Source organism: uncultured Anaerococcus sp., assembly GCF_947253225.1.
In the GTDB taxonomy this organism is placed as follows: domain Bacteria; phylum Bacillota; class Clostridia; order Tissierellales; family Peptoniphilaceae; genus Anaerococcus.
Window position 1 is genome coordinate 1 of record NZ_CAMXYR010000046.1, and the last position, 12,309, is coordinate 12,309.

Below are 12,309 nucleotides of genomic sequence, written 5' to 3' on the forward strand. Positions count from 1 at the left end.
GCTTATAGTAGATAAACTTAATGAAAATCCTGACAGGGAAATCATTTTTGAAAATAAGCTCTCAAACCAAAATATAAAGATTAAAATGGATAATAATTTATTTTATAGGATGCTTGAAAATATCATAAAAAACTCACTTATTTATACTGATGGCAACATCAAAGTTAGTATTTCCGATTCAAAAGATAGATTATTTATTAGTATTTTAGACGAAGGATGTGGTATGTCTGAAAATATTATTCAAAGAATTAGTGAAGAAGATTTGACTAATATAACAAAGCACGGGCTAGGGATTTTCATTTCTAAACAAATAGCTGAACTACATGATGGGTCTTTTAGGATAGAAAATAAGGCTAAGGGTCTTGAAGTAACTTTTATCTTCAATCCTATCAATTAAAAGTTTTCTTATTTGTAATAAAAATTAATTGGCTTAACCCATATCTTCTTCTGGCACAATTATGTTATTGAAGTGTCAGATCCAAACTATGGGTTAAGCTATTTCTAATATTCTATCGAGTTATTTACTTTGTCTTATATTAAATACACATGCAGAGAATCCCTTAATTTTTATAAGATCTCCCCTATCAAGTGTCCCATTTATATTTCCATCTCCACCAAATTTTAAATCCTCAGTATTAAAAATTTCACTCAAATCATAAGGACTCTTAATCTCATAAGCTATATCTGTAAAGTTAACTACTACTAGGCTCATGGTCTTTCCAATTTTTTTCTTGTAGGCGTAAAGGCTATGACCTTCACTATCTAAAAGCTCAACCTCACTTGAAGAATCACTTAGAGTCTTTTGACTTGTCCATAAGCTAACTATCTCCTTATAAAAGTCATTGATTCCTTCAATCTTTTCTCCTATGTTTTCAAAGTCAAATGTATCGAAGGCAGAAAAAGTTTTTAGATTTCCACTATCATCTCCCATAAAAAGCATCTTTGGATTTTTTAATGTATATAAGAAAGTATATAGAGCCTTTAGCTGGGCAAATTTGTTATCATTTCCATACATCTTCATAGGCATATTTGCCTCATTCTGATAAGAATCTACATAGGAAAATCCTAAAATTTCATCAGAGTTTTCATTTATTATCAAATCATTAATGTATTTTTTATAATCATCTCTCCTAATAGGTTGGTCTTTCATCATATTTATAAGAGTTTTAGACCTATTATCAAAAACCTCACTAAAACCAAGATTCATATCATAGGTTCCATTAAAAGATGCTAAGGCTAGGGCTTTCTTTGCTTTAATATAAGTATTTATATCTTTGATAAATTCTATCCACTCCTTATTTACTCCCCTAGAATCATCCCCTTGCCAGAATATAGAATTTTCAATTGAAGAAAAATATATTCCATCAACCTTATAGTCGCTAAGATAATAATCTATGGCAGATTTTATGTAGGACTTACAAGAACCTTCAGTAATATCAAAATTTATTTGTCCAAAATAATTATATAAAATATCCTCATAAGGATAATTGTATAGGTTATTCCCATCAAAATCTTTCAACCCATAAATATCTGGATCAAATTCACTGATATCCATTTCTATGATTATTTGAATGTTCGCCTTATGAGCTAGGTCAATAAATCTTTTGAGTGAGGTAAGCTTTCCATATCTCCTAGAATAGGAAAATAAATTTAGGGAAGAATAACCTAAAGACTTATAATTTTGGTATTCATTTACAGGCATAAGTAAGATACTTGAGTAAGAATTATTTTTAGCATGCTTTATTATTGCATCAAAAACCTCTTTTTCACTTTTCCCTTTGTCCTTAAACAAAGATCCTAAATGAATTTGTAGGATATTTTTAGGGCTAGCTTCTTTTTTCTTGTACTTAAACTTATAGGATTCATCCACAATTAGGCATGATTTTTCTTCATAGATAATAGCCTTGGCAAAGGGATCGATTTTTTTGACTTCTCTTTCACCATTTACGATAAGATATTGATAACTATCTCCCTCCTTTGCTCCATCGATACTTAAAGAAAATACCCCAGTAGCATACTTTCTCATGGGTGATTTTTCCCAATTATTAAAGTCTCCTAGTAGATAAACCTCATCTGCCTTTGGGGCAAGCAATCTAAATATATATCCTTTTTCTTTCTTATGAGCACCAAAGAACTTGTACCCATCAAAAGAATTCCCATCTAAATAATCTCTTGTATTCATAATATGCTCCTTTAAGTCATTATACTTTACTTTGCTATATAAAAAAAGCAGGTCTATTCACCTGCTTTATAAGTATCAATCATTTTATCTGCAATTTCTATCATCATGGAATTAACCTTCTTAGACCAGTCAGGATCTGAAGCATAGGATGTCCCGATTCCTTTGGCGGAAACTCCATTAAAATATGTGCCATCCTTATTTAGGTACTCTTCCTTCAAATGTTTAGCGACTGTATCTATAGAATCTTTTGGTTTTTTGAAATCACTTGCTAAGTTGTATGGGTCATGGTCAATAGCATTAAAACCAAAAAGGTTATTTTTATTCTTAAATAGGTCGCTAGTTCCATTACCAGTTTCATGTTTAGCCATAGCCATAAGTAGTAAAGGATTAATTCCGTATTTTTCAGAAACGTCCTTAAAATCTTGACCTAAACCAGCTAAGCCCGTGTCGCTTAAGCCGTATTCCAATTCCTTAGCTGTAAAAGGTAGATCCTTTAGCAAATAAAAATAACTCTTGGAATTTGCATTATCAACTCCGATTTCAACAACTTGGTCTAAATCTTTTTCAAGCTTATCAAATCTAGCCTTTTTCATATCAAAAAGATTGAATGTTTCTCTATTAATTTTTTGCAAGCCAAAATACATAAGGTCTTTTCTCTTATCAGAACTCGCATGAGAAGTAGAATCACAAGCAAGAATTACCAAAGAAAAGGCAAATGTAAGAGCTAATATTTTTTTAGTAAAATCTTTTATCTTCATAACTCTCTCCTTATCTATCAAACATTATATTATATTTTATAGATAATTCAAGAATTATTCTATTTTAGTGATCTCGAACCAGGTTTTACTGGTGGGATTTGTTTAAGGTCCTCTGGAAGGTCATCTTCATCCCAAGTCTCTACATCAATTTTTGTAGCTGAAATAATAGGGATGGAATTTATTTCTTCTTTCATAGACCTATTTACAAGTGAAGTTAGGGCAAGAACTTTACCACCATTTTCCTTAATCACATCAACCGTTTCGAAAGATGATTTTCCTGTTGTAATGACATCCTCAACAACGATAACATTCATTCCTTCTTCGATTGTAAATCCACGTCTTAAAGTCATCTTGCCATTTTCTCTTTCAGTAAAAATAGCATTTACTCCCAAGGCTCTAGCAAGTTCGTAGGAAATTATAACTCCTCCCATAGCAGGACCTACACATAGATCGACTTTTAGGCCCTTTTCTTTGATTTTTTTTGCAATTATTTTTGCTACTTCCTCACAGTACTTTGGATTTTCGATTAATTTTGCACATTGAATATATCTATTTGAATGCTTGCCACTTGATAAAATAAAGTGGCCTTCTAGTAGAGCATTTGATTTTTTTAATAAGTCTAAAGTTTTATCCATTAATTTCTCCTAAATAATTCCAGTAATTTCACTTAAATTTTCAATATTTTCTTCTTGCATAAAAGACTCAATTCCATTTATTATATTTTCCATTGACCTATAATCTATAAAATTTGCAGTTCCAACTTGAACAGCAGAAGCACCTGCCATAATAAACTCGATAGCGTCTTGGTAGGTCATTATTCCTCCCATACCAATTATTGGTAACTCTATTGCCTTTTTTGCCTCATAAACCATCCTTATTGCAATTGGTTTTATGGCAGGGCCAGATAAGCCTGCTGTTTTATTAGAAAATACTGGCTTTCTATTTTTAATATCTATCGCCATAGCATTTATTGTATTGATTAACGATATCGCATCTGCACCTTCGTCTTGGGCAATTTTTGCAAATTCTCCTATTGAACCTACATTAGGAGAAAGTTTCACAATTAGAGGCTTGGTGGTCGCCTTTCTCACTTTCTTTATCACTTCTCTTGCTTTTATAGGATCTGTTCCAAAAGCCATCCCCCCTTCCCTTACATTGGGGCATGATATATTTAACTCAATCATATCTGAATTAGTTAAATTTAATATTTCAGCTCCCTTTACATAATCAGAAACGCTATGACCTCCTAAGTTTGCTATACATACAGTGTTGAATTTCTTCATAAAGGGAAGTTCTTCTTCGACAAAATAATCTATACCTGGATTTTGCAAGCCTATTGAATTCATAATACCTGATGGAGTTTCATAAATTCTAATTCCCTTGTTACCGAGATTCCTCTTTAGAGTAAGTCCCTTGGAACAAATTCCTCCAAGCTTGTTTAGGTCAAGATATTCTGCAAATTCTTTACCAAATCCAAAAGTCCCACTTGCAGCAATAACAGGATTTTTAAATTCAACTCCCCCAATTATAACTTTTGTATTCACCCAAAGACCTCCTTAGCGTCAAAAACTGGTCCATCTTTGCAAACTCTTACAAAATCTCCATCTGATTTTTCAATAGTACATCCAAGGCAAGCTCCAATCCCGCATGCCATATGAGCTTCCATTGAAACTTGCATTGGCACATCCTTACACTTTTCATAAAGTGCCCTTAACATAGGATTAGGCCCACAAGCATAAATAAAATCATAAGTATTTGAATCTATCTCTTCTGTAATAAATTTCTTATCCAAAAAAGCTGAAGTTGTTACAAGTTTATCAACGAAAGGCTTAAATTCATCCATAAAATAAGGTTTTTGGGCAAAACCTGCATAGAAATCACATTTTACACCAAGACTTTTTACTAGATAAAGTAGGGGTGCAATACCTATGCCGCCACCAACAACAGCAATTTTCTTCTCATCTTTTATATCAAATCCATTTCCAAGAGGACCGAGAAGTTTAACCTCAGTACCATTTTTAAGATTTTTCATAATTTCTGTTCCCTTGCCAACAACTTGATAAAGAAAAGACATCATCCCGTCCTTCTCATCACATATTCCGAAAGGTCTTGATAAGAGTGGATCATTTCTGAAAGATTCGCACCTAAACATAAAAAATTGTCCAGGTTTTGCTTGCAAATCACAAGCTAAAGTCATCATATAAACATCAGAAGATACTTGCTTATTTTCAATAATTGTTGCTTTTTTATAGGACTTCATTAGCTTTTATTTCCTTATATGTTTCTATGGCTTTTTCCCTTGCATACAAACCTACTTTACCTTTTCCGTCTTCATAATTTTGCCAATTTTTAAGAATAGCTCTTGAGGAATTTACTACTCCACCGTTAAGGTTTGTTAAGAGTTTATATACATTTAGGCTATCGGCCTTTTGCGCACCAAAACCCGGAATTAGGAAAAACATTTTACCATATCTTTTTCTAATCTTTTCTACTTCCTCGCTATGAGTTGCACCTACAACAAGACCTATAGGACCATATCCATTCTCACCAAGATACTTTTCGTTTATCTCTCTCATCCTATCTCCTACCTTGTAGAAGAATTCTTCTCCACCTACATCAAGAGTTTCAAAATCTTTTGCCCCTGGATTCGAAGTTCTGAGAAGAACAAAGATTCCTTTATTGCCTTCTTTTATGTATTCTTCATACGGTTCAATTGAATCCATCCCCATATAAGGATTTAAAGTTATAAAATCGCACTCAAAATCTCCTGTAAAATGTGCCTTAGCATACATCTGTGCACTTGCTGCTATGTCTGACCTCTTCACATCTCCAATAGAAAGAAGTCCCTTATCTCTAAGATAAGCTAGAGTTTTTTTATAGGCAAGCATACCTTCTATGCCATAGGATTCGTAGTAGGCGATTTGAAGTTTATAGATAGCACATACATCCTTTGTATAATCTATAATTTCCTTATTATAGGCGAAAATCGCATCGACTACTGACCTTCCCTCCTTCATCTCTTCAGGAATATAAGCAAGGGAAGTATCAAGTCCTATACATACAAAACCATTATCATGCACTTTTTCATACAAGCTATCTATTATCTTCATATTTTAAGCATCCTTTCTTGTAAACTTTCTTAATTCTAGCTGGTAGCTTCTTTCCAATCATCAAAGAGTTTTTGGATTTTGATTGAATTTCATCTTCTCTGTAAATATAATCTTCATCTAAGTCTACTAGGACAAAATCCGCATCATACCCTTTTGCAATTTTTCCTTTATTCAGACCTAAAATTTCTGCAGGTCTTGTTGCCATGATTTTAACTAATTGGTTTAGTGAAATAATCCCACTCTTAACTAATACTTCATAGCAGGTTGAAAAGGCTGTTTCTAATCCGATGAAACCAGGAGCCCCTTTTTCCTTTTCTTCCTTGCTATGAGGGGCATGGTCTGTTGATATTGCATCTACATAACCTTCCCTAATCATTTCTATTAGGAAGTCCTTGTCTTTTTCTTTTCTAATCGGAGGATTTACCTTCATTTCTTCTCTCTTCTTGTCAGAAAAGTAGAGGTGGTGGGGAGTTACTTCACAAGTTATTGGAGCGCCCAAGTCCTTAAAATATTTTATTGCAGTCATAGAACCTTTAGTTGATACATGGCAAAAATGAATTGGATAGTTAAGTTTGTAGGCATAATAGCAATCTCTAAGAGTCATCGCATCCTCTGCTATTTCATAATCCTTAGAAGATACCTTAGCAACTTCTTCATGAAGAGCCATTTTAATTCCCAAATCTTTAGCCTTAAGAATAGCTTCATACATCAAATTATCATCATTTACCCCCCTACCATCATCTGAAATAAACTTAACGGACTTTGGCAAGCTATCAAGGTGGGATAGGCTTTTACCTTGAAGATTTTCAGTAATAGTATAAACTTGGTTTATATCTATTAAATTGAGCTCCTTAGCTCTTTTAATGATATCTTCATAAACATCTGGACTTGATACAGGAGGGTTAGTATTTCCCATAAGCAAAACCGAGGTATATCCTCCTTTAAGAGCAGCCTTTGAGCCTGACTTTAAATCTTCCTTGTAGGTAAAACCAGGATCCCTAAAATGAACATGAAGGTCGGTAAAGGCTGGAATGAGAGCTAAATTTTGGCAGTCTATTATCTCGGTATCCTCATCTCTTCTAAAGTCATCTACTATTATTCCATCTTCAACATAAATATCTTTTCTTGAAATAATTTTAGCGTCAAAAGCGTAAAGATTAGTAAAAATTTGTTTCATTTATTCTTCCACATCATAAATATGGCCACAGTAGGCACACTTGTAAGTTTTCTCTTTCTCATCAATTAAGATAAACTCACTTTCTACATCCCTCTCACTAGTCGAAATACATTTAGGATTTTGACATTTCAGAAATCCTCTTACAGTTTTTGGTAGACTCAAACTTAGCTTATCAACAACTTTTTCATCCTTTATGATATTTATAGTTGCACTTGGATCGATTATAGAAACTATATCTAAGTTTATGTCGATATTATTAGCAATTTTTAAGATATCTTTCTTGCCGTGTAAGGTTGATTTTGCATTTAGGATAATAGCAACTTCGTCTTCGATTTCACTAAGGTGAAGTTTTTCAAAAATTTCCATCCCATGGTTTGGTCTAATATGATCTATTACAATTCCATCTTTAATACTAGTTATTTCTATCATTATTTGCCTCCAAAAGTTTTAAAATAAGCGCCATTCTAACATACATACCAAATTTTACTTGCTTAAAATAAACTGCCCTTGGATCATCATCTACTTCTGTAGCAATCTCAGTTACCCTTGGAAGTGGGTGCAAGATTATACAATCATCCTTGGCAGTTTTCAATTTATCTTTATCCAATAAATAAGAATCCTTTAGCCTTGTATATTGGGCTTGGGAGAAAAATCTCTCTTTTTGGATTCTTGTCATATATAAAATATCTAATTGGTCAATTACATCATCTAAACTTCTAACTTCTTCATAATTATTGTTTCCATCTGCAAATACTTCTTTCTTAACATATTCTGGTAATTTGAGTTCTTCAGGAGAGATTAGAATAAATTTGTTATCAGGAAACAAACTCATAACCTTTAATAGAGAGTGAACAGTCCTACCATATTTGAGGTCACCACATAAGCCAATAACATGGCCAGATAAGTCATTTTTGTAATTTGAAATAGTTAGGATATCCGTTAGTGTCTGAGTTGGATGTTGATGTCCTCCATCTCCAGCATTTATTATCGGACAGTCAGCAGTTTTACTTGCAAGATAGGCTGCGCCTTCTTGAGGGTGACGCATGGCGATAATGTCAGCGTATTGGCTTACAGTTCTGACTGTATCAGAAAGGCTTTCTCCCTTTGTTGATGAAGATACATTTGCATCAGAAAATCCTACAACAGATCCACCTAGTCTTAGCATAGCAGACTCGAATGATAGTCTAGTCCTAGTTGATGGCTCAAAAAAAAGAGTCCCTAAAATTTTTCCATCAGCACAATGAGAAAAATCATCAGGACTCTTATAAATAGAATTACCTAATTCAATTATTTCCAATAAATCATCTTTACTTAAATCGTACGAATTTAATAAATTTTTTATAGATATCATCGTTTACTCCTTAATTTTTTCATATTATATCACGAAATAAACGAAAGTCAAAATTTTTTTACAAATCTTCTCTAAGTTCAGTTATAGACTTATTTGTAACATTAGCCTTATCAATAGCTAAATCGGTAATTATTTCATCAATCTTTGATTGATTAGTAAATTCTATCTCCATATATGGGTTTGGATATGTTTCTTTATCCCATATGTCGATATCAAATCTTTGGTTTTTGTATCTATAAGAAATTCTTTCTTTTTCACCTTTGTATTCAAGCTCAATTCCCATATGTTCAAGTATTCTCGTCATCATAGTTACAGAATCAATATGGGTTGTATATTCGTTATTTATTCTAACATCAGAAGATGTTTTAACCTCCTTAAAGGTAAGCTCTATCTCTTTGTCATCAGTATCCTTGAAGGTTGTCTCCCTAATTCTTAAATAACCATCCGAAAATTTACCTTCTCCTTGAGGGATAAAGGTGTAATTTTTTTGAAATTCATGGTTTATTTTCTCAGCCCCTAAGCTTTCTAGCTTTGCAACCATTTCCTCAATATTAATGTTTAAAACTTTTACTTCAATTTCTCTTTGCATTATACAATCCTCACTGGCATGAAATCTATATAGTCTCCTGCTACGCAAAAAACATCAATGCCATCAACTTTCCCTTCTTTGATTAACTTGTGTCCTACTCCATGAAGGTGCCCATAAATCACCTTTCTCGCCTCATACTTTTTGCATAAGTCAAAAAATTCATTGAAAGAACCATCCACATTCAAAGGTGGATAATGAAGAAGGACTATTTTCTTTTCATTTCTACTTTCCTTAAAGGAATTTTCAAGCCTTATCAACTCTCTATTAAATATTTTTTCATCATGTGAATCAAAATCCTTTGCATCTCTTGGTATCCGTCCACGAGTCCCACAAATATCGTAATCATCAACAACAAAATGATTATTCTGCAAGTAACTTAAAGACTCAAACTTTAAATCATCAAGTTTTTTGAGAGAAGACCGCCAATAATCGTGATTTCCCTTCATAAGGATTTTTTTGCCCTTTAGGCCATCAATCCTAGCCAAATCAACCCTAGCATTTGCTATATCCATTGCCCAGGAAATATCACCTGGTATAAGGACTGTGTCATCATCAGTAATTAGACTTTCCCAATTAGTGAAAATCCTCTCCTGGTAATTAGCCCACCCTTCCCCAAAAACTTCCATGGATTTTGCTTCTGTATAATCAAGATGCAAATCTGCAATTGCATATATCATACATCCTCCATATTTATATAATTTATTTCAATGCCTTCAGACTTAAAGATTTCTTCTTCCCTAGTATGGCAAGAGAAATATAGAACTTGTCTTTGACAAGACGCATCCAACAAGAAGAAAAGTGCATTTCTCAACCTTTCCATATCATAGTTGATAAAAGCATCATCATAGACAATAAAAATATTAGAAAAAACTTCCTCATTTAAGGATAGCTTTAAGGCAAAGGAGACTTGATCCATAAAACCAGTTGAAACTTGGTCAAGGGTCAATTTATAGCCCTCCTTGGTTATAATATTCGGGGAAAGATTCTTGTCAAAACTAATAGATTCGTAGGAATTTTTGCTAATTTCCTTAACAATGTCATTTATTCTAATGTTTAATTTAGAGAAATCCCCCCTATTTTCATCCATAAGTTTTTTGATTGTCTTTTGAGCAAGTTTAATTGCCTTCTTCTTCTTAGTTATTTCTTCCAGTTTTTTTTCAAGATACTTCAACCTATCTACAAGGTCGACTTCATCCTTAATTTTTTCATCAATATTAACCAAAGACTTTTCATCCCTTTGAATTTCTTTAGAAATTTTATTAATCTTATCCAATAAATCTTCTAAATCTTGCTCACTTTTCTCAAAGTTGTAATTTTCGAAGTCAAAATCTCCTACATCAATAAGACCTGCATCATTTATATCTTGCTTTTTTAGAATGGCTAAGACTTCTTCTATTTTTTCCTTTTCTTTGATTAAATTTTTATATTTTAAATATCTTGACTTCTTTTTATTATACTTATTAAGCTCATCTAAGCCAAATTCACTTGACCTATCCATTGAAAGTGCAAAAAACACTATCACCATAAGTGCACTTACAATAAAAAACTTTTTGTTGGCAAAAATTCCCAAAATAAGACTTGCTAAAAACAAAGCAAAAATAAAATACTGGGCTAGCGATGAATCATTTTTTCTATAAAGGTCTATTTGACTCTCAAGTTCAGATAAATAATCATCATCAAGTCCCTTAACATCGTCAAATTCAGACATATTTTCATTGATTTTATAAAGTTCATCAGACCATTTCTTGTAGTCCCTATAATTAGATGTAGCCCTATAGTTCTTAAATGAATCATTTACCTTTTTTAATTTCTTGTAATTTTCATTTACCTTAGATAATTCTTCTCTATTTCTATCCAATCTTCTAAAATCAGTCCTATAAGTATTTTTAAGAAGCTTAATCTCGTAAAGTCTTTCCTTAATTTCGTTTATTTCATTTTTTATTTTAAGAAATGGCTTAGTATAAGCTCTTGAACTACCTAATCTTGTATATTCATTTTCAAGTAAGCCTAGAGCTTTATTTGTGGAAAAGTTGTAATCTATATCATGGTTGGCAAGTTTTTCTAATAACTTATTATTAGCTCTACTATCAGCTTTTTGGCTTTGAAAACTTGCAAGATAGTTTTTATAAATATCATAGTCTATCCCCAATAGAAATTCTCCGGGATAGTTCAAATTTGTAGGCTTACTAGAAATTTCGGAATTATTTTCTAAATCTATTATCTTGTAAGAACCATCATCAAAGTTCCTATACACTTTAAATTCTTTACCATCTTTTGAAAATATCCCAGAGCCAGCATATTTATAGGAGGAAATGGGTCTGTAGGCATTTTTTTTGTAAGAGAAAGACCTTTTTTTCTTACCTTCATCAAAACCATACAAGAGCCCCTCCACAAAACTCGCCAGAGTGGACTTTCCTGTTTCATTTTTCCCAAAAATCAAATTGAAATCCTCTGAAAATGTGAGCTTCTTATTTTCAAATTTACCAAAAGATATTAGGTCCAATTCCTTAATAAAAAGTTTAGTCATCCCTGCTCCTCAAAATAGCCTCAAGTCCAATCCTTCTAGCAAGTAGGCTTTCTTCATCATCTTTTCCTAAAAATTTATCAGCATACATAGACAGTAGAGAATTTGGAAAAAGACTTACTAACTTATCAAGGTTTACATCCTCTACAAGGCTAACTTCAACATAACTTGCATCAATTGACCTTTTGATTAACTTTTTGTCAATATTTTTAATTGTCAAAACCTTAATTCTTACAAAATTATCCTTATCCAGACGCAAACTTCTATTTACATACTCAATCAAATCTTCCTCATTCTCAAAATCCTCTAAGTTTATTTTAAAATCATAAAATTTTAAAGATGAAGAGTCAATAAAGGTTATTTTGCCATCATCATATCTCAAATATCCATAGTCGTAGACATCAGAAAAATCGTGAGGTTCAAGACTTCCTGAATAATAAATATTAGCATATTTAGCCTTCTTATGGATATGACCCATAGCTATATAATCAAAACTATCTATATTTTCATCCATAGACGAAAGGTTAAAGTAATTAGATGTAGGTCTATCAACATCCCCATGTATTAGCCTGTCTCTTATACACATCTCCGAGCCCACGAGACTATTGCGCTCATCTC

The 12,309-nt window shown here is 32.5% G+C and carries 13 protein-coding genes and 1 pseudogene; 1 reads left to right on the forward strand and 13 read right to left on the reverse strand.

The genetic code is table 11. The features are described from left to right. The coding region (locus tag Q0W95_RS05985) for an ATP-binding protein (protein WP_297790874.1) at positions 1-397 on the forward strand (397 nt) is incomplete at its 5' end. A 120-nt stretch (positions 398-517) separates the two neighbouring features. Here Q0W95_RS05985 and Q0W95_RS05990 read toward each other — a convergent pair. The 13 genes and pseudogenes from Q0W95_RS05990 to Q0W95_RS06050 all read right to left on the reverse strand — a co-directional run. Then, a complete protein-coding gene (locus tag Q0W95_RS05990; protein WP_297790876.1) occupies positions 518-2,182 on the reverse strand; it encodes a glycogen-branching protein in 1,665 nt (554 codons plus the stop codon). 53 nt (positions 2,183-2,235) lie between these two features. Continuing rightward, positions 2,236-2,940, reverse strand: a complete 705-nt coding sequence (locus tag Q0W95_RS05995; protein WP_297790878.1) for a glucosaminidase domain-containing protein — start codon at positions 2,938-2,940, stop codon at positions 2,236-2,238. A 59-nt stretch (positions 2,941-2,999) separates the two neighbouring features. Then, positions 3,000-3,575: an orotate phosphoribosyltransferase gene (pyrE, locus tag Q0W95_RS06000; protein WP_297790880.1), complete on the reverse strand. Its 576-nt coding sequence runs from the start codon at positions 3,573-3,575 to the stop codon at positions 3,000-3,002. A gap of 9 nt (positions 3,576-3,584) precedes the next feature. Further along, positions 3,585-4,484: a dihydroorotate dehydrogenase gene (locus Q0W95_RS06005; protein ID WP_297790882.1), complete on the reverse strand. Its 900-nt coding sequence runs from the start codon at positions 4,482-4,484 to the stop codon at positions 3,585-3,587. After that, a complete protein-coding gene (locus Q0W95_RS06010; protein ID WP_297790884.1) occupies positions 4,481-5,200 on the reverse strand; it encodes a dihydroorotate dehydrogenase electron transfer subunit in 720 nt (239 codons plus the stop codon). Before Q0W95_RS06010 ends, Q0W95_RS06005 begins: the two co-directional genes overlap by 4 nt. Then, complete coding sequence (pyrF, locus tag Q0W95_RS06015; protein WP_297790886.1) at positions 5,187-6,050, reverse strand: orotidine-5'-phosphate decarboxylase; 864 nt, start codon at positions 6,048-6,050, stop codon at positions 5,187-5,189. The genes Q0W95_RS06010 and pyrF overlap by 14 nt, the downstream gene beginning before the upstream one ends. Continuing rightward, positions 6,034-7,227: a dihydroorotase gene (locus Q0W95_RS06020; protein ID WP_297790888.1), complete on the reverse strand. Its 1,194-nt coding sequence runs from the start codon at positions 7,225-7,227 to the stop codon at positions 6,034-6,036. The genes pyrF and Q0W95_RS06020 overlap by 17 nt, the downstream gene beginning before the upstream one ends. Next, positions 7,228-7,656 (reverse strand): aspartate carbamoyltransferase regulatory subunit, encoded by a 429-nt coding sequence (locus Q0W95_RS06025; RefSeq protein ID WP_297790890.1) that lies wholly within the window; start codon positions 7,654-7,656, stop codon positions 7,228-7,230. Further along, positions 7,640-8,578: an aspartate carbamoyltransferase gene (pyrB, locus tag Q0W95_RS06030; protein ID WP_297790892.1), complete on the reverse strand. Its 939-nt coding sequence runs from the start codon at positions 8,576-8,578 to the stop codon at positions 7,640-7,642. Before pyrB ends, Q0W95_RS06025 begins: the two co-directional genes overlap by 17 nt. Positions 8,579-8,636: 58 nt before the next feature. Next, positions 8,637-9,167 carry a class IV adenylate cyclase gene (locus Q0W95_RS06035; protein WP_297790894.1) on the reverse strand — a complete coding sequence of 177 codons (531 nt, stop codon included), beginning with the start codon at positions 9,165-9,167 and terminating at the stop codon, positions 8,637-8,639. Beyond that, on the reverse strand, positions 9,167-9,844 hold the full coding sequence (locus tag Q0W95_RS06040) for a metallophosphoesterase (protein WP_297790896.1): 678 nt from the start codon (positions 9,842-9,844) through the stop codon (positions 9,167-9,169). Before Q0W95_RS06040 ends, Q0W95_RS06035 begins: the two co-directional genes overlap by 1 nt. Further along, positions 9,841-11,694 carry an AAA family ATPase gene (locus tag Q0W95_RS06045; RefSeq protein ID WP_297790898.1) on the reverse strand — a complete coding sequence of 618 codons (1,854 nt, stop codon included), beginning with the start codon at positions 11,692-11,694 and terminating at the stop codon, positions 9,841-9,843. The genes Q0W95_RS06040 and Q0W95_RS06045 overlap by 4 nt, the downstream gene beginning before the upstream one ends. Then, positions 11,687-12,309 (reverse strand): annotated as a pseudogene (locus tag Q0W95_RS06050) (DNA repair exonuclease); the annotation flags it as partial. The gene Q0W95_RS06045 and the pseudogene Q0W95_RS06050, both read right to left, overlap by 8 nt.